At 73.8% G+C, this 17,953-nt stretch carries 15 protein-coding genes; 6 read left to right on the forward strand and 9 right to left on the reverse strand.

What is annotated here, in order from left to right; all coding sequences use genetic code 11:
• Positions 1 to 37 precede the first annotated feature (37 nt).
• From ACZ4QV_RS14695 to ACZ4QV_RS14715, 5 genes are all read left to right on the forward strand, one after another.
• Positions 38 to 1,060, forward strand: coding sequence for a sugar ABC transporter substrate-binding protein (locus tag ACZ4QV_RS14695; protein WP_361639451.1), 1,023 nt, complete (start codon positions 38 to 40; stop codon positions 1,058 to 1,060).
• On the forward strand, positions 1,014 to 2,660 hold the full coding sequence (locus tag ACZ4QV_RS14700; RefSeq protein WP_467762948.1) for a sugar ABC transporter ATP-binding protein: 1,647 nt from the start codon (positions 1,014 to 1,016) through the stop codon (positions 2,658 to 2,660). The genes ACZ4QV_RS14695 and ACZ4QV_RS14700 overlap by 47 nt, the downstream gene beginning before the upstream one ends.
• A complete protein-coding gene (locus tag ACZ4QV_RS14705) occupies positions 2,657 to 3,691 on the forward strand; it encodes an ABC transporter permease (protein ID WP_361154139.1) in 1,035 nt (344 codons plus the stop codon). Before ACZ4QV_RS14700 ends, ACZ4QV_RS14705 begins: the two co-directional genes overlap by 4 nt.
• An 87-nt stretch (positions 3,692 to 3,778) precedes the next feature.
• The gene (locus ACZ4QV_RS14710; RefSeq protein WP_361639455.1) at positions 3,779 to 4,795 is read left to right on the forward strand and encodes an aldo/keto reductase; all 1,017 of its coding nucleotides are present in this window, start codon (positions 3,779 to 3,781) and stop codon (positions 4,793 to 4,795) included.
• A 20-nt stretch (positions 4,796 to 4,815) separates the two neighbouring features.
• Positions 4,816 to 5,694 (forward strand): amidohydrolase family protein, encoded by an 879-nt coding sequence (locus tag ACZ4QV_RS14715; RefSeq protein WP_361154581.1) that lies wholly within the window; start codon positions 4,816 to 4,818, stop codon positions 5,692 to 5,694.
• A gap of 75 nt (positions 5,695 to 5,769) precedes the next feature.
• On the opposite strand, the gene ACZ4QV_RS14720 is transcribed toward ACZ4QV_RS14715, so the two are convergent.
• From ACZ4QV_RS14720 to ACZ4QV_RS14740, 5 genes are all read right to left on the reverse strand, one after another.
• Positions 5,770 to 6,441: a FadR/GntR family transcriptional regulator gene (locus tag ACZ4QV_RS14720; RefSeq protein ID WP_361154133.1), complete on the reverse strand. Its 672-nt coding sequence runs from the start codon at positions 6,439 to 6,441 to the stop codon at positions 5,770 to 5,772.
• A 189-nt stretch (positions 6,442 to 6,630) separates the two neighbouring features.
• A complete protein-coding gene (locus ACZ4QV_RS14725; protein WP_361587281.1) occupies positions 6,631 to 7,974 on the reverse strand; it encodes an amidohydrolase in 1,344 nt (447 codons plus the stop codon).
• The gene (locus tag ACZ4QV_RS14730) at positions 7,971 to 8,726 is read right to left on the reverse strand and encodes a phosphorylase family protein (protein WP_361154127.1); all 756 of its coding nucleotides are present in this window, start codon (positions 8,724 to 8,726) and stop codon (positions 7,971 to 7,973) included. The genes ACZ4QV_RS14725 and ACZ4QV_RS14730 overlap by 4 nt, the downstream gene beginning before the upstream one ends.
• A gap of 110 nt (positions 8,727 to 8,836) precedes the next feature.
• Complete coding sequence (mtnC, locus tag ACZ4QV_RS14735; RefSeq protein WP_467762949.1) at positions 8,837 to 10,210, reverse strand: acireductone synthase; 1,374 nt, start codon at positions 10,208 to 10,210, stop codon at positions 8,837 to 8,839.
• Entirely contained in the window at positions 10,207 to 10,803 is a 597-nt protein-coding gene (locus ACZ4QV_RS14740) for a 1,2-dihydroxy-3-keto-5-methylthiopentene dioxygenase (protein WP_361154124.1), read from the reverse strand. Before ACZ4QV_RS14740 ends, mtnC begins: the two co-directional genes overlap by 4 nt.
• Positions 10,804 to 11,090: 287 nt before the next feature.
• On the opposite strand from ACZ4QV_RS14740, the gene ACZ4QV_RS14745 reads away from it, so the two are divergent.
• The gene (locus tag ACZ4QV_RS14745) at positions 11,091 to 12,587 is read left to right on the forward strand and encodes a GMC family oxidoreductase (RefSeq protein WP_361587278.1); all 1,497 of its coding nucleotides are present in this window, start codon (positions 11,091 to 11,093) and stop codon (positions 12,585 to 12,587) included.
• Positions 12,588 to 12,655: 68 nt separating this feature from the next.
• Here ACZ4QV_RS14745 and ACZ4QV_RS14750 read toward each other — a convergent pair whose 3' ends face one another.
• From ACZ4QV_RS14750 to ACZ4QV_RS14765, 4 genes are all read right to left on the reverse strand, one after another.
• Positions 12,656 to 14,266, reverse strand: coding sequence for a glycerol-3-phosphate dehydrogenase/oxidase (locus ACZ4QV_RS14750; protein ID WP_361154119.1), 1,611 nt, complete (start codon positions 14,264 to 14,266; stop codon positions 12,656 to 12,658).
• Positions 14,267 to 14,268: 2 nt separating this feature from the next.
• Complete coding sequence (gene glpK, locus ACZ4QV_RS14755; RefSeq protein ID WP_361154117.1) at positions 14,269 to 15,810, reverse strand: glycerol kinase GlpK; 1,542 nt, start codon at positions 15,808 to 15,810, stop codon at positions 14,269 to 14,271.
• A 40-nt stretch (positions 15,811 to 15,850) separates the two neighbouring features.
• Positions 15,851 to 16,639, reverse strand: a complete 789-nt coding sequence (locus ACZ4QV_RS14760) for an MIP/aquaporin family protein (protein WP_361154114.1) — start codon at positions 16,637 to 16,639, stop codon at positions 15,851 to 15,853.
• A gap of 226 nt (positions 16,640 to 16,865) precedes the next feature.
• On the reverse strand, positions 16,866 to 17,639 hold the full coding sequence (locus ACZ4QV_RS14765) for an IclR family transcriptional regulator (protein WP_030021479.1): 774 nt from the start codon (positions 17,637 to 17,639) through the stop codon (positions 16,866 to 16,868).
• Between the last annotated feature and the right edge of the window lie 314 nt (positions 17,640 to 17,953).

Below are 17,953 nucleotides of genomic sequence, written 5' to 3' on the forward strand. Positions count from 1 at the left end.
CGCGGTACGGCCGTACACCTCGACCAAGGACGGGACCATGAGACTGCGTACGACCGGCGCGGCAGCCTGTGCCGTACTGCTCGCCGCCGCGCTCACCGGCTGCAACCGGGGCAGCGACGCCCGGGGCCGGATCGGCATCGACCTGCCGCGCGCGGACACCGACTTCTGGGTCTCCTACCAGGAGCACCTGGAGCGCGAGCTGGCCGCGGGGAAGATCAGGGCGCTGCCGCTGTCCAACTCCCAGAACGACATCGCCAAGGTCGTCTCCAACGTGCAGGCCCTGACCGGACAGGGCGCCGAAGCGGTCGTGATCGCCCCGCAGGACACCGGCGCGATCACCGCCGAACTGCACCGCCTCGCCGCGAAGAAGATCCCGGTGGTCAGCGTCGACACCCGGCCGGACGAGGGCGCCGTCCACATGGTCGTACGGGCCGACAACCGCGCGTACGGGCAGAAGTCCTGCGACTACCTGGGCCGGGCACTGGGCGGCCGGGGCCGGGTCGCCGAACTCCAGGGCGACCTCGGCTCCGTCAACGGCCGGGACCGCTCCGAGGCGTTCGCGGCCTGCATGCGGCGGAAGTACCCCGGGATCACCGTGCACGAGCTGCCCACCGACTGGAAGGGCGAGGTCGCCTCCGCCAAGCTGCAGAGCCTGCTGGCCCAGCACCCGGACACCGACGGCATCTACCTCCAGGCCGGCGGTGCCTTCCTCCGGCCCGTCCTGTCCCTCCTCGAACAGAAGGGACTGCTGAAACCGGCCGGTACCGCCGGGCACATCACCGTCGTCTCCAACGACGGCATCCCCGAGGAGCTGGCCGCGATCCGGGCGGGGACGATCGACGCCACGCTCTCCCAGCCCGCCGACCTCTACGCGAAGTACGCGCTGTACTACGCCCGCGCGGGCCTGGAAGGCCGGACGTTCCGGCCCGGCCCCACCGGCCACGGCTCGCGGATCGTCAAGATCCCGAACGGCCTGGAGGACCAGCTCCCGGCCCCGCTCGTGACCCGGGCCAATGTGGACGACCCGAAGCTGTGGGCCAATCGGCAGGCAGAGAGGTAGGGCGGTGGCGGCCGTGCGGAACGCGACGGAGGAGACAGCGGCGGGAGGGCCGCCCGCCGTACACGCCGAGGGCATCGTCAAACGCTACGGCCCGACCGTGGCCCTCGACGGCGCCACACTGACCGTACGGCGCGGCGAGGCGCACGCCCTCGTCGGCCGCAACGGCGCCGGCAAGTCCACCCTGGTGTCCGTCCTCACCGGCCTGGTACGGCCGGACGCCGGACAGATCACCTTCGACGGCGCCCCGGCACCCCGCTGGGGCGACACCGCCGCCTGGCGGCGCCGGGCCGCCTGCGTCCACCAGCGGCCGATGACCGTCCCGGAGCTGACCGTCGCAGAGAACCTCCACCTCGGCCGGTTCCCGCACGGCCGCGTCATCCGGTGGCGGGCCCTGCGCGCACGGGCCGCCCGCCTGCTGGCCGAGTACGGCGTCGACGCCGACCCCGCGGCCCGGATGCAGGACCTCGGCGTCGAACAGCGGCAGTTCGTCGAGATCGCCCGCGCGCTGTCCGACGGCGCCCGCCTGATCATCCTCGACGAGCCCACCGCCCGGCTCGACGCGGGCGGCATCGCGCGCCTCTTCACCAAGCTGCACGCCCTGCGCGCCACCGGTGCCGCGTTCCTGTTCATCTCGCACCACCTGCACGAGGTGTACGACCTGTGCGACACCGTCACCGTCCTGCGCGACGCCCGCCCGGTGCTCACCGCCCCCGTGGCCGGGCTGGCCCAGGACGACCTGGTGGCGGCGATGACGGGAGAACGGGCGGCGCCGCCCGGCCCTCCGGCGCGCTCCGCCCGGCGGGCGGCGGGGCAGCCGGTGCTGCGCGCCGAAGGGCTGGCCCTGCGCGGCGCGTTCACGCCCCTGGACCTGACCGTACGGGCGGGCGAGGTGGTCGGACTGGCCGGGGCGGCGGCCGGCGGCACCACCGCCATCGGTGAGACCCTGGCCGGGGTGCGGACACCGGACCGCGGAAGGATCGAGGTGCGCGGACGGCCGGTACGGACCGGCAGCGTGCGGCACGCGGTCGAGGCCGGCATCGGGTACGTGCCGGAGGACCGGCACCGCGACGGGCTGGTCCCCGGCCGCAGCGTCGCCGAGAACACGACCCTGGCCGTCACCGACCGGCTCGGCCCGCTCGGCACCGTGCTGCCCTCCCGGACCCGCGCCGTCGCCCGGCGCATGATCGCCGCCCTGGACATCCGGACGGACGGCCCCGGGCAGCCGGTGTCCGGACTCTCCGGAGGCAACCAGCAGAAGGTCGTCGTCGCCCGGGCGCTGGCCCGCGACCCCGCCGTCCTGGTCGCGGTCCGGCCCACCAACGGGGTCGACGTGAAGTCCAGGGAAGCGCTGCTGGGCGTCGTACGGGAGGTGGCCGCGGCGGGCAGCGGCGTACTGATCGTCTCGGACGAACCGGCCGACCTGCGGATCTGCGACCGGGTGCTGGCGCTGTACCGCGGGCGGGTGGTCGCCCGGTTCGGGCGCGGCTGGGCGGAGCGGGAGCTGGTGGCGGCGATGGAGGGGGTGGCGGCCGCGGAGGGCCCGGGCGGCGCGCGGGGCCCGGCCGCGCCCACCGGCGCGGAAGGAGACACCGGACCATGACCGGCACCGCACAGCGGCGGACCACCGGCCGGGCGGGCGCGCTCGCCGCCGCCCGCCGCCCGCTCCCCGCGCTCGCCCGCCGGCGGGACGTCTCCCTGGTCCCGGTGATCTTCGTCCTCGGCGTCGTCGGCTTCGTCGTCTCGCCCGCCTTCCTCACCCGGGACAACCTGATCGGCGTCGTCCAGCAGTCCACCGAACTCGGCCTGCTCGTCCTCGGCGAGGCACTGATCCTGATCAGCGGCCGGATGGACCTGTCGCTGGAATCGACCATCGGCCTGGCGCCGGTCGCCGCCCTGTGGCTCGTGACGCCCGCGCACGGCGGGCGCTTCCAGGGCCTGGAACTGCTCCCCGCCTGGACGGCCGGGCCCCTCTGCCTGGCCGTGGGCGCCGCGATCGGCGCGGCCAACGGATTCCTCGTGCTGAAGCTGCGCGTCAACGGCTTCATCGCCACCCTCGGCATGCTGACCATGCTGCGCGGCCTGCACCTCGGCCTCTCCGAAGGCCGGTCGATCGGCGACGTCCCGGGCTCCTTCGCCTACCTCGGCAAGGCCGTCTGGCTGGGCGTCCCGGCCGCCGTCTGGCTCTGCCTGGCGCTGTTCGGGCTCGGCGGCGCGGCCCTCGGGTACCTGCGGCACGGCCGCGCGCTGTACGCGATCGGCGGCAACCCGGAGGCCGCGCGCTCGGCCGGCATCCGCGTCGACCGGATCACCTGGGCCGTCCTCGCCGTCGGCGGACTGCTGGCCGCCTTCGCGGGCATCCTCTACACCGGCCACTACGGCGCCGTCTCCGCCAGTCAGGGCAACGGCTGGATCTTCCAGGTCTTCGCCGCCGCCGTCATCGGCGGCATCAGCCTCAAGGGCGGCCGCGGCACCCTCTTCGGCGCGCTCACCGGCGTACTGACCCTCCAGCTCGTCATCAACGTCATGACGCTGGGCGGGGTACCACCTCTGTGGACGCAGTTCCTGAACGGCCTGATCATCATCATCGCGCTGGTCGTCTCCCGCTTCACCGGCGGAGAGCAACAGGACTGAGACGCGGAATCGCATCGCAGCACCGCATCGCAGGACGAGAAGCAGGACCGACTAGCAGGACCGACGACCGGGACCAAGGAGGCCGACATGCCGTACATTCCGCACGGCCGACGGCGGCTGGGCGGTACGGACGTGACCGTACCGCCCCTCGGACTGGGCTGCGCGCCCCTCGGCAATCTCTACCGGCCCCTCACCGAGGACCGCGCCCAGCAGACCGTACGCGCCGCCCTCGACACCGGCGTCCGCCACTTCGACACCGCGCCGCACTACGGACTCGGCCTGTCCGAGGAGCGCCTCGGCCGCGCGCTGGCCGGGCGGGACCGCGCCTCGTACGTCCTGTCCACCAAGGTCGGCCTGCGGCTGCGGCCTCTCGCGCCGGGCGAGGCGGTGGACGGCCAGGGCTACACCGCCACCCCGCCGCGCGCCCGCGTACGGGACTTCACCCGCGACGGCATCCGCCGCACGCTCGACGCCTCCCTGGAACGGCTCGGCGTCCCCGCCGTCGACATCGTCTACCTGCACGACGTCGAAGGTCACGCCGCCGAGGTGTACGCGTCCGGCTTCCCCGCCCTCGCCGAACTGCGCGCGCAGGGCGTGGTCGGCGCCATCGGCTTCGGCATGAACCACAGCGGTCCGCTGGCCCGGTTCGTCGCCGACCTCGACGTGGACGTGGTGCTGTGCGCCGGGCGCTGGACCCTGCTCGACCGCACGGCCTTCGACGACCTGCTGCCGGTCTGCGGACGCCGCGGCACGTCGGTCGTCGTCGGCGGCGTCTACAATTCGGGGCTGCTGGCCGACCCGTCGCCCGGCGCGCCGTACGACTACGCGCCGGCCCCCGCCGAGCTGGTGGAGCGGGCGCGGCGGCTCGGCGCCGTGTGCGCGGAGTTCGGCGTCCCCCTCAAGGCGGCGGCCCTGCGCTTCCCCTTCGGCCACCCCGCCGTGGCAGGAGCCCTGGTCGGCGCCGCGTCACCGGAGGAGGCCCGGGAGAACGCCGAACTCTTCACGTACGACATCCCCGACGCCCTCTGGCACGCCCTCACCGACCGCGGCCTGCTCGCCCCCGGCCTGCCCCTGCCCACCACCGACCCCGGAGCCCACCCGTGACGGACCGCGCCGCCCGGCCCGTGGGGCCGCCCGCGACCGCCCCCGCCGCCCGGCCCGTTCGGCCGCCCCCGGCCGGCCGCGTCGACGCGCACCACCACCTCTGGGACCTGTCCCGCCGCCCGCAGCCCTGGATGGCCGGCGCCTGGGCCGACCCGATCCGCCGTACGTACACCCTCGACGACCTGGCCCCCCACCTCGCCGCCCACCGTATCGACGGCACCGTCCTGGTCCAGTCCTCGGCCTCCGCCGCCGAGACCGCCGAACTCCTCGCGCTCGCGGCCCGCTCACCCGCCGTACGGGGCGTCGTCGGCTGGGCCGACCTCACCGATCCCGGGCTGCCGGACCTCCTGGCGGCGATGCCCCCGCACTTGGCCGGCCTCCGCCATCAGGTGCAGGACGAGCCCGACCCCGACTGGCTGGCCCGGCCCGCCGTACGACGCGGGCTGGCCGCCGTCGCGGACGCCGGACTCGTCTACGACCTCCTGATCACCCGGCACCAACTGCCCGCCGCGACCGCCACCGCCCGCGCGCTCCCCGACCTCCGCCTGGTCCTCGACCATGCCGCCAAACCCGCGATCGCGGAGCAGTCGTGGCAGCCGTGGGCCGACGACCTGGCAGCACTGGCCCAGTCGCCGAACACCACGTGCAAGCTCTCCGGCCTGGTCACCGAAGCCGCCTGGTCGACCTGGCGCCCTGTCGACATCACCCCGTACGCCCGGCACGTCCTGGACACCTTCGGCCCGCACCGCGTCCTGTTCGGCTCCGACTGGCCGGTCTGCACCCTGGCCGCCGGCTACACCGACGTCGTCACCCTCGCCGAGACGGCCACCGCCCACCTGTCTCCGGACGAACGGGCGGCGGTCTTCGGGGGGAACGCGGGCCGGGTGTACGGGGCGTGACCGAGCGGCGGCGGGAGCCGTTCAGCGGCTGGACACCACCCGACGCGACTCGCCGGGCCCGGGGAGCGGCCCTCCTCACAGCGTGGAGCGCAGCCACTGCTCGACGCTGGCGATGTGCACCGTCGCCCAGGCCCGCGCCGCCTCCGCGTCCCGGTCGCGGAGGGCGCCGAGGATCGCCCGGTGCTCGGTGAGCGTACGGCTCACGGCGTCCTTCTGCGTCAGCCCGCGCCAGACCCGGGCCCGGGTCGTCGGCCCGGACAGGCCGTCGAGCAGGGAGCACAGCACCGAGTTGCCGGCGGTGGCCACGATCCGCCGGTGGAACTCCAGGTCGCAGGCGACCAGGCCCTCCACCGGCGGATGCGGGCCGAGCGCGTCCACCTGGCGTTCCAGGTCGTCCAGTTCGGCGGGGTGGATGCGGCCGGCCGCCATCGCGGTGGCGGCCGGCTCCAGGATCCGGCGGACGGCCAGGAACTCCAGGACCGTGTCGTCGCGGTGGAAGTCCACCACGAAGCTCAGCGCTTCGAGGAGGAGCTGCGGGTCCAGGCTGGTGACGTAGGTGCCGTCGCCCTGGCGGACGTCCAGGATGCGGATCAGCGACAGGGCCCGTACCGCCTCGCGCAGCGAGTTGCGGGACAGGCCCAGGTCCGCGGCGAGTTCACTCTCCTTGGGCAGCCGGTCGCCCGGCCGCAGCGCACCGGAGACGATCATCGCCTTGATCTTCTCTATGGCCTCGTCCGTGACCGCCATGTCCGCAGCCTCCCCGCTCGCCCACTGCCGCCGGATGCCCGCATACATCCGATGTCTGCGTCATTATGGCCACGGAAGCACGGCCCCGGGAGCCCCCCCCCGGCGGGCCGTCGGCCGAAGCCGGTGGCGGGTGAACTCCAGGGCCGCGTAAGGACAGTGCGGTCCGCGGCCCGGAAGCCACCGTCGTACTCAGGCGGCCCGGACGAGCGCCTCCGCCTCGGCCGCCACGGCCGCCTCGTCCAGCGTCGTCAGCCGCCGGTCGCGCATCAGCACCCGGCCGTCGACGACGGTGTCCCGGACGTCACCTGCCCGCGCCGAGTACGCCAGCGTCGACCACGGGTCGTGCCGGGGCGCCAGGTGCGTACCGCCGAGGTCGAGCACCGCCAGGTCCGCGCGCTTGCCCACCTCCAGAGAGCCGAGCTGCCCGCCCAGCCCCAGGGCCCGCGCCCCCTCGATCGTCGCCATGCGTACGGCCTGCTCGGCGCCGACCGCCGTGGGGTCGCCGCCCGCCTTGTGCACCAGCGCCGCCATCCCCAACGCGCCCACCATGTCGAGGGAGTTGGAGCTGACCGCGCCGTCCGTGCCGAGTCCGACCCGGACGCCCTGCCGCAGCAGCTCCGGGACCGGGGCGACACCACTGCCCAGCTTGAGGTTGGAGACCGGGCAGTGCGCGACGCCCGTACCGGTCGCGGCCAGCGCGGCGATCTCGGTGGCGGTCAGCTCGACCGCGTGCGCGAGCAGCGTGTCCGGGCCCAGCAGCCCCAGGGACTCCAGCAGTTCGACGGGGCGTTTGCCGTGCCGCTCACGCACCGTCGCCACCTCGTTGGCGTTCTCCGCGGCGTGCAGGTGCAGCAGCGCGCCGTGCTCCCTGGCCAGCGCCGCGATGTCCGTGAGCTGCGCGGTGTCCAGCGTGTAGGCGCTGTGCGCGAAGACCACCGGGCGGGTGCCGGGGGAGGGGGCGCGGCCGTCGAGGTGCCCGCGCGCCCACGCCATCCGGTTCCCGTACGGCATCCGGTCGGGCGGACCCGGCACGTCCATGAAAGTCGGACCGGACAGCAGCCGCCAGCCGGCGTCCCACGCCGCCCGTTCGGCCGCCTCGTGGAACCAGTACATGTCCAGGGCGGTGGTCACCCCGCCCCGTACGCTCTCCGCGACGGCCAGCCGCAGGCCCGCGGTCACCGCCTCCGGGGACAGCAGCGCGTTCTCCCGCGGCACCACCCGCCCCAGGAAGCCCTGGAGGTCCAGGTCGTCGGCGTGGCCGCGCAGCAGCGTCATCGCCAGGTGGGTGTGGGTGTTGACGAGCCCGGGAAGGACCAGGCAGCCGGTGGCGTCGATCTCTTCCGCCGCGCGGTGCGAGGCGCGCAGTTCGGCGGCCGGGCCCACCGCGACGATCTCCCCGCCCCGTACGGCCACCGCGCCGTCGGCCAGCACCGTGCCCGCCGCGTCGACGGTGAGCACCGTACCGCCGTGCACCAGCAGATCGGCCGCCGCCGGGACGCCCCCGGCCGCCTCCGTGTTCCGTACCGCGCTCACCGGGCCTCCTCCGCCAGCGTCCGCAGGGCCTCCAGCGCGACGACGGAGCCGCGCGCCACGCCCTCGGCGACGGCGTCCCGGTGCGGGTCGTACCCGCCGGTGGCCGCCTCGTCCACCAGTTCGTCCGCGTTCACCCCGTCGATCACCAGGACCGCGCCGGCCGTCAGCCCGCGCAGCCCCGCGGTCACCAGCAGCGCGGACACCTCCATCTCGATCGCCGCCACGCCCGCCGCGGTGTACGCCGCCACCGGCAGCGGCAGCAGCCCCGGCTGGAACGCCGCACGGGTCCACACCACCCCCCGGTGGTACGGCGCCCCGGCCCGCGCCGCCGCCCCGGCGAGCGCCAGCACCGCTTCCGGCGCCGCCACGGCCGGGTACTCCGGCGGCACCAACTGCTGCGTCACCCCGTCGTCCCGCACCGCCGCCTCGGCGATCACCAGGTCGCCGTCGCCGATCCCCGGCCGGACCGCGCCCGCCGTACCGAGGCGTACGAAGGTCCGTACGCCCGCGTCGGCCAGCTCCTGGAACAGCAGCACCGCGCCGGGCGCGCCCACGCCGTGCGAGGCGACGACCACCGGCAGCCCCTGCCAGGTGCCGGTGAACGTCCGGTACTCGCGGTGGTACGCGATCTCCGCGGCGTCGTCGAGCAGCTCGGCGACAGCGGCGGCACGGGCCGGGTCGCCGACCACGACGGCCTGCGGCGGCAGCCCGCCGCGCGGCAGGCGGGCGATGGGGGACAACTCTGGGGACACGGGTCGGCTCCAAGGGCTCGGCGCACGGGACAATGCGCACGGGACGGCGGTCGCCCCCCAACCTACGGGCCCGCCCCGGCGCACCCGCAACGCGGTCCCGCCCGGCCGCCTCATCCCCGCCCGGCCGCCACCTCCAACTCCAGCAGCCACTGCACGACTTCGGCGTGGTGCCGGGCCTGGAGCAGGTCCGTTCCCCACACGTACAGGCCGTGCCCCGCGACGACCACGGCGGGCATCCGCGGCTCCCTGGCCTCCTCCAGACGGTCCCCGAGCACGTCCATGTCCTGGCTGTTGGCGATGACCGGCAGCCGTACCGCCGCCCCATCGGCGGGCAGGCCGAGCCCCTTGAGCATCTCCAGGTCCCGGAAGACGATGCCACCGGGCCGCCGCCGGCCCATCGCCACGGCGGCGACCGTGTGGACGTGCACGACCGCGCCCGCCCCGGTCAGCCGTACCACGCGGGCGTGCAGTCCGGCCTCGGCGGACGGCTTCCCGGCCCCGGCCGACGTGCCCGCCGTCCCCGCGACGGCGGCGCCCCGGCCGTCGACCAGCACCACGTCGTCCGCGATCAGCTCGCCCTTGTCCCGCCCGCTCGCGGTCACCGCGAGTCGCAGCGGATCGCGCGCCAGCACGACCGACAGGTTGCCGGACGTGCCGCGCATCCAGCCGAACGCGGCGAACCGCGCGGCCTCGGCGGCCAGCCGGGCCCCGGCCCGTCGCACCTCGTCGGCGCCGACGTCCGGCACGTCCGGCGCCGCCGCCGCTGCCCCGGCTCCCGTACGGATCTCCAGCTCCGCGAAGGACGCCACCTCGGGATGATTGCCCACCCCGCTCTCGTAGTACGGCTCGCCCGGCCGCCGCACCCCGGCCGTGTGCCAGCCCGCGGCCTGCGCCGCGTCCAGCTCCCCGGGCCGGTCGGACAGGAACAGCACCCGCCCCGGCGCGGCCCCCAGGTCCGCGGTGATCGCCTCGTACGACGCGGCCACCAGCTTGGGCCCGGCGTTCTCCGTGTCGTAGAACTGCCCGGTCAGCGGCCGCAGATCGCCCTCCGGACTGTGCCCGAACCACGCCCGCTGCGCCGCCACCGACCCCGACGAGTACACGTGCAGCCGTACGCCCGCCGCGTGCCACTCGCGCAGCCGGGGCAGCACGTCGGGGTAGAAGTGCGAGACCAGCTCCCCGCTCGCGAAGCCCTCGGCCCACACGATGCCCTGGAGGGACTTCAGGGGCGTGGCCTTGCGGTCCTCGTCCAGCCACGCGCCGAGCGCCCGCTCGATCCGGGCCGCGTCGGCGGCCGGCTCGTCCAGCAGCGCCCGTATCTGCCCGACGGCCCGCCGTACCTCGGGTTCCGCGGCCCGCTCGGTCAGCAGCCGCCGGAACCGCTTGCGCGCATACGGATACAGCTCGCCGACGACGAAACCCGTCGCGCTCGTGGTGCCCTCGATGTCGAGCACCACATGGTCCACGTCGAACGTGCGGGTCACGCCGTACTCCGTTCCGCCCGGCCGGCCGTGAGCGTGTCGAAGTCCGGGAACCGCAGCGCGATGTCGTCGCCCGTGAACGTGCCGACCCAGCCGTCCTCCTCGTGGAAGAAGCGGAGGGCCGTGAAGGACGGGCGGGTGCCCATGTCGAACCAGTGGGTGGTGCCCCGCGGCACGCCCAGCAGGTCGCCCTCCTCGCACAGCACGGCATGCACCTCGCCGCCCGCGTGCAGGTAGAACACCCCGGACCCGGCGACGAAGAACCGCACCTCGTCGTCGTCCTCGTGGGTGTGCTCGGCGAGGAACTTCTCCCGCGCCGCCTTCGCCCTGTCCGGCCACGCCGGGTCGTCGCAGGGGTGCAGGGACGCCACGTCCACCGTCACGAACCCCTCCTCGGCGGTCAGCGTGCCGATCTCCGCCCGGTACGCCGCGAGGACGGCCGCGGGCTCCGCGTCCGGCGCCACGTCCGTACGCACCGGCCACTGCTCGTACCGCACCCCGATCGGCGCCAGCGCCGCGGCGATCTCCGCGGGCTCGGCGGTGCGCCGCAGCACGGTCTCCGGGCCGCTCTCCGGCCACGTGGTCAGCAAGGTCATGAGGCTCTCCAAGGTCGGTGACGGGGCTGGAGAAACACGGACACGGGGCGCGGGAGCGACCGGGTCCTGTCTGGCGATGCTAGTGCGGGGGTCAGGGACCGGAACCGGTACGACCGTCCGCGAACGGAACCGGTACGGGCCTCCGCGTACCGGACCCCGTCGCTATGGCGCCGCCGTTGCCCTGCCCGGCGCGACCCGCCCGCCACGTGTGCGATCTCCGCCCGGCGGGTACCTCAGGGAGCCGGAAGCGCGAAGACAAAACCGACAGGAGGCGAAGAGCGCAGGTCATGGACGCATGGGACGTGATCGTCGTCGGCGCGGGCTCGGCCGGAGGCGTACTGGCCGACCGGCTCACCGAGGACCCCGGACGGTCCGTACTGCTGCTGGAGGCGGGCCCCGACCACGGCAGCTCGCCCGACGGCCTGCCCGACGACGTGGCCACCAGCCCCGCCGCCACGCACAGCCACGACTGGGGGTACGTGAGCGAGCCCGGCGCCCTCGGCCGCACCGTCGCGCTGCCCCGCGGCAAGCTCGTCGGCGGTTCCTCGGCGATCAACTCCGCGATCGCCCTGCGCGGGCACCCGCAGGACTACGACGCCTGGGCCGCCCAGGGGAACGACGGCTGGTCGTTCGCGGAGTTCCTGCCCAGCCTGCGCCGCGTCGAACGCGACCTGGACGCCGGGCCGCCCTGGCACGGCACCGACGGCCCCGTCCCCGTACGGCGGTACGGCAAGGACGAGACGAACCGGTGGCAGCGCGCCTTCCACCACGCCTGCACCGCCCTCGGGCACCCGCCCGTCGCCGACCACAACGCCCCCGGCGCACGCGGCGTCGGCCCGGTCCCGGTCAACCGGATCGGCGGCGTCCGGCAGAGCACCGCCCTCACCTACCTAGCCCGGGCCCGCGACCGGGACAACCTCACCGTGCGCGGCGACGTCCTCGTCGACCGGGTCGTCCTGCGCGACGGCCGGGCGGTGGGCGTCCAACTGGCCGACCCGGCCCGTACGGTGCTGCCCGCCCGCCGGGTCGTGCTCGCCGCCGGCGCCTACGGCAGCCCGCCGGTCCTGCTGCGCTCCGGCATCGGCCCGGCGGACCACCTGCACGACCTCGGCATCCCCGTGACGGCCGACCTGCCCGGCGTGGGGGAGAACCTGCGCGACCACCCCGCCGTCACCCTCACGTACGCCACCGGCGCCGCACCGCCCGGCCCACGCGACCCGGTGCTGCAAACCTTCCTGACCTGCGACCTCAGCGGCGGCGACGGCCCGCCCGACCTCCAGGTCTTCCCCTCGGGCCCCGAGACGGACGAGGACGGGGCGACGGTGCTCACCTTCTGGGTGGCGCTGCTGCGGCCGTCCTCCCGCGGCCGGCTGTGGCTGCGCTCCACCGACCCCCGTGACGCCCCGCGCATCGACGTCGGCTTCCTGCGCGACCCGGAGGACACCCGCCGCATGCTGACGGGTATGCGGCTGGCCCGCTCCCTCACCCGTACCGCGCCCCTGTCCGGGCTGCTCCGTGAGGAGCGCGCGCCGGGCCCCGCCGTCACCACCGACGCACACCTGGCCGAAGCGCTGCGGCAGACCGTCAGCGGCTACCAGCACGCTGCCGGGACCTGCCGGATGGGCCCGGCCGCGGACCCCGGCGCGGTGGTCTCCGCGACCGGTGCCGTGCACGGAGTCGAAGCCCTGCACGTCATCGACGCCTCCGTGATGCCGACGCTGCCCGCCGCCAACACCAACCTCACCGCCATGGCCGTCGCCGAGCACTGCGTGCGGGGACTCTGAGCTTCCGGCACGCCGAAGGGCGGCCCCCGGAAGGGGACCGCCCTCAGGACGACAGGGGAGCCGGCGGGTCAGCCGCGCTGCTCCAGTATCGACTTGGTCCGGGCGCGGACGTCCTCCGTGTCCAGGCCGCGGATGGTCAGCGTCGTGCGGCGGCGCAGCACGTCGTCGACCGTCTCCGCCCACTCGTGGTCACGGGCGTAGACGACCTGGGCCCAGATCTCCGGCGCGTCCGGGTGGATGCGCTCGGCCAGGGCCGCGTCCTCGTTGGCCAGCCGCGCGATGTCGAAGGACAGCGAACCGTAGTGGGTGGCCAGGTGGCGGGCGGTCTCCGGCGCCATGCGCGGGCCGGGGACCGAGCCGTCGACCAGCAGGCGGTGAGCGACCGCGTTGGGGTTGGCGATACCCGGCAGCGGCAGCTTCTTCGGCAGGTGCGCGATCGGCTCCATGTCCTCGGCCAGCGGCTGGCCGGGCAGCGCCGCCAGCTTGTTCATGACCGTACGGCCGATGTGGCGGAAGGTGGTCCACTTGCCGCCCGCGACGGAGAGCATGCCGCCCGCGCCCTCGGTGACGACGGTCTCGCGCTTGGCCTTGGAGGTGTCGCCGGGGCCGCCCGGCAGCACCCGCAGGCCCGCGAAGGAGTACGTGATCAGGTCACGCGAGAGCTGCTGGTCGCGGACGGAGAAGGCCGCCTCGTCCAGGATCTGCGCGGTGTCCTTCTCGGTGACGCGGACGTCCGCCGGGTCGCCCTCGAACTCCTCGTCGGTGGTACCGAGCAGCAGCATGTCCTCCCAGGGGAGGGCGAAGGTGATGCGGTACTTGTCGATCGGGGTCGCCAGCGCGGCCTTCCAGGGGGAGGTGCGCTTGAGGACCAGGTGCGCGCCCTTGGACAGGCGGATGGAGGGCGCCGCGTTCGGGTTCTCCATCTTGCGCAGGTGGTCGACCCACGGACCGGTCGCGTTCAGGACCAGGCGCGCGTTGACACCGAACTCGGTGCCGTCGGTGCCGTCCTTCAGCTCGGCACCGGTGACCCGGCCCTGGGTGAAGCGCAGGCCGGTGACCTCGGCGTGGTTGAGGACCGTGGCGCCGGCCTCGACGGCCGCGCGGACCGTCATCAGGGCCATCCGCGCGTCGTTCATCTGGTCGTCGCCGTACACCGCGACGGCCTTGAGGTTGTCCGTCCGCAGCTCCGGCACGTCGCGCTGGGCCTTGGACGGGCTGATGACGTGACCGACACCGTCACCGAAGGCGGACAGCGCGGAGTAGGCGAAGACGCCCGCGCCGAGCTTGGCCGCGCCGTGCGGGCCGCCCTTGTAGACCGGCAGGTAGAAGGTCAACGGGTTGGCGAGGTGGGGGGCCACCTCACGCGAGACCGCACGGCGCTCGAAGTGGTTCTCCGCCACCAGCTTGACCGCGCCGGTCTGCAGGTAGCGCAGACCGCCGTGGAGCAGCTTGGAGGAGGCGGAGGAGGTGGCGCCGGCGAAGTCGCCGGCGTCCACCAGCGCAACCCGCAGCCCCGACTGCGCGGCGTGCCAGGCGGTGGAGATGCCCAGGATGCCGCCGCCGATCACCAGGAGGTCGTACGTCGCCTTGGAAAGCTGCTCCCGGGTCTCGGCGCGGCTCTGGGTGGAACCGTCGGCCGGGTGCGTCCCGAGGGCCGGGACGCTCTGCAGGGTGCTCATGATTACTCCTCGTCCTCGATCCAGCCCATGGTCCGCTCGACGGCCTTGAGCCAGCTCTTGTACTCGCGGTCGCGGGTCTCCGCGTCCATGCGGGGGGTCCACTCGGCGGCCCGGCGCCAGTTGGCGCGCAGCGCGTCGGTGTCCGGCCAGAAGCCGACGGCCAGTCCGGCGGCGTAGGCGGCGCCGAGGCAGGTCGTCTCGGCCACCATCGGGCGCACCACGGGGGCGTCCAGGAAGTCCGAGATGGTCTGCATCAGCAGGTTGTTGGAGGTCATTCCGCCGTCGACCTTCAGCGCGGTCAGGTCGACGCCGGAGTCCTTGGTCATGGCGTCGGTGATCTCGCGGGTCTGCCAGGCGGTGGCCTCGAGGACGGCGCGGGCGATGTGTGCCTTGGTGACGTAGCGGGTCAGGCCCGCGATCACGCCGCGCGCGTCCGAGCGCCAGTAGGGGGCGAACAGGCCGGAGAACGCCGGGACGAAGTACGCGCCGCCGTTGTCCTCGACGGTGCTGGCCAGCGTCTCGATCTCGGCGGCCGAGTTGATCAGGCCCATCTGGTCGCGCATCCACTGCACCAGCGAACCGGTGACGGCGATCGAGCCCTCCAGGGCGTACACCGGCGGCTCGTCGCCGATGCGGTAGCCGACCGTGGTCAGCAGCCCGTTGTAGGAGTTGACGGGCTCGTCACCGGTGTTCATCAGCATGAAGGTGCCGGTGCCGTACGTGGACTTGGCCTCGCCCTTGTCGTAGCAGGTCTGGCCGAACAGCGCGGCCTGCTGGTCGCCCAGTGCCGAGGCGACCGGCACGCCGGCCAGCGCGCCCGCGGCGGCGGTGCCGTACACCTCGGCCGACGAGCGGATCTCCGGCAGCACCGCGGCCGGGATGTCGATGGAGTGCAGGATCTTCTCGTCCCACTCCAGCCGGCGCAGGTTCATCAGCAGGGTGCGCGAGGCGTTGGTGACGTCGGTGACGTGCACGCCGCCCTGGGCGCCGCCGGTCAGGTTCCAGATGACCCAGGAGTCCATGGTGCCGAAGAGGATGTCCCCGGCCTCGGCGCGCTCGCGCAGGCCCTCGACGTTGTCCAGCAGCCAGCGGATCTTCGGGGCGGCGAAGTACGAGGCCAGCGGCAGGCCGGTCTCGCGGCGGAAGCGGTCCTTGCCGACGTTGCGGCCCAGCTCGCGGCAGAGCCCGTCGGTACGGGTGTCCTGCCAGACGATGGCGTTGTGGACCGGCTCGCCGGTGTTCTTGTCCCACATCAGCGTGGTCTCGCGCTGATTGGTGATGCCGATGGCCTTGACGTCCTTGGCGGTGATGCCGGCCTTGTCGACGGCACCGGCCACGACCTGCTGGACGTTGGCCCAGATCTCCTTGGCGTCGTGCTCGACCCACCCCGGCTTGGGGAAGATCTGTTCGTGCTCCTTCTGGTCGACCGAGACGATCCGGCCGTCCTTGTCGAACACGATGCAGCGGCTGGACGTGGTGCCCTGGTCGATGGCCGCGATGAATGGGCCGTGGCCGTGCGAGGCGGTGCTGTGGTTGTCGCTCATGGTGTGTGTGCTCCAAAAATCTTCGGTCGGGCGGCGCGGCTCAGGCGAACGCGAGGTTGTAGATACCACCGGCGATCGCGCCGCCGATCAGCGGACCGGCGACCGGGATCCAGGCGTATCCCCAGTCCGACCCGCCCTTGTTCGGCAGCGGAAGCAGCGAGTGGACGATACGCGGACCGAGGTCGCGAACCGGGTTGATCGCGTAGCCGGTCGGGCCGCCCAGCGACAGACCGATGCCGACGACCACGAACGCGGTCAGCAGTGCGCCGATGACGCCGACGCCCTTGCCGTCGTCACTGAGGCCCTGCGTGAGGATCGCCAGCACGAGCACGATGGTGGCGATGACCTCCGTGGTCAGGTTCTGCACCGCGTTGCGGATCTCGGGTCCGGTGGAGAAGACCCCGAGAACCGGGCCGGCCTTGGGGGCCGCCGCCTTGTCGACCATGCCTTCCTGCCCGCTCTGCTCGCCCACGATCTCCGGGTCGGTCAGATGGGCCCGGAAGTGGCCGTAGTACGCGAGCCACACGAGCACCGCGCCGATCATGGCGCCGAGCAGCTGTCCGGCGAAGTACACCGGTACGTCGCCCCACGGCGTGCCGCCCTTGACGGCCAGTCCCACGGTGACCGCCGGGTTGAGGTGCGCGCCGGACTTCGACGCGATGTACGCGCCGGTCAGTACGGCGAAACCCCACCCGAAGGCGATGGCCACCCATCCCGCTTCGAATGCCTTCGAGCGCTTCAGCGTGACGGCGGCGCAGACGCCACCGCCCAGCAGGATCAGAACAGCGGTACCGATGGTCTCGCTGATGAAGATGTCGGAGCTGGACACCCGCGACTCCTTTGTCCTTCGTCCAGGGGAAGGCGGACCCCGGGTCCCTCCGAGGTCCGCGCCCTCCGAGAGGGCGTTGGTCGGCCTCCGGCACTGTCCACCATAACCAATATTGTCGTTTGGTGTTCGACAATGCCGACCGACGAACGGCAGTTTTCTTCACACGTAGCAGCCCGTCAAGGGTTCTGTGACTGAAAACTTAGGTGAACATATGGGATGGAAGGGGTCAGAATCGCCCTGCGCCGAGGTCCCGGGACACCGCCCGTGCGCAATCCCGCACGGCGGCGACGATTTCCGGCCGCAGCTCACCCGGCTCGCCGTCCCGGCAGACCCGCTCCACCGCACCCGTCACGCCCACCGCGCCCACCGGCATCCGCCGCCGGTCGTGGATGGGCGCGGCCACCGACGCCACGCCCTCCCAGGTCTCCTCCACGTCGGCCGCCCAGCCGCGGGCCCGGGTGAGGTCCAGCACACCCTCCAGGTCCTCCAGCGCGGTCACCGTGCGCGGCGTGAACGCCTGCCGCTCGGCCTCCGCCGCCTCACTGTGCGCCACCGGGTCGTACGCCGTCAGCACCTTGCCCAGCGCCGTGCTGTGCAGCGGGTGCATCGCGCCGACCTCCAGCACCTGACGGCTGTCGTCGGGCCGGAAGACGTGGTGCACGATCAGCACGCCCTGCTGGTGCAGCACCCCCAGGTAGACGCTCTCGCCGCTGGAGCGCGCCAGGTCGTCCGTCCACACGAGCGCCCGGGCGCGCAGCTCGTGCACGTCCAGATAGCTGTTGCCGAGCCGCAGCAGCTCCGCGCCCAGCTGGTAGCGGCCGGACGCCGGGTCCTGCTCGACGAAGCCCTCCTGCTGGAGGGTGCGCAGGATGCCGTGCGCGGTGCCCTTGGCCAGGCCCAGCGCGGACGAGATGTCGGAGAGGCCCAGCCGCCGCTCACCGCCGGCCAGCAGGCGCAGCATCGCGGCGGCACGTTCCAGTGACTGGATGTTCCGTGCCATCGGGCAACCTCCGGTGAAGCGGTGAAGCGGGTGACATGGTGCGGTGTACGGCAGCGCGATCGGCCCAGGAGGGCGGTTCGGCAATGCTGAACGATATCGGTGAATGCCGACCCTGTGGCAGTCGACCGACCCCTGTCAATGATCTTGACCAGGTCCCGCACCGCCTCCCGCACGGCTCCCGGGGGCCCCGGCTGCCGCGCGGCCCCCGTACGACTTGCGGGAGTCCAAGCCCTGGGACACCCGGGCCACCGGCAGCCACGCCCGCTACCCTGACCGGGTGCGCCTTCTACCGGAAGACGCAAAGCCGACAGCCG

This window comes from Streptomyces sp. NPDC026394, assembly GCF_055567735.1.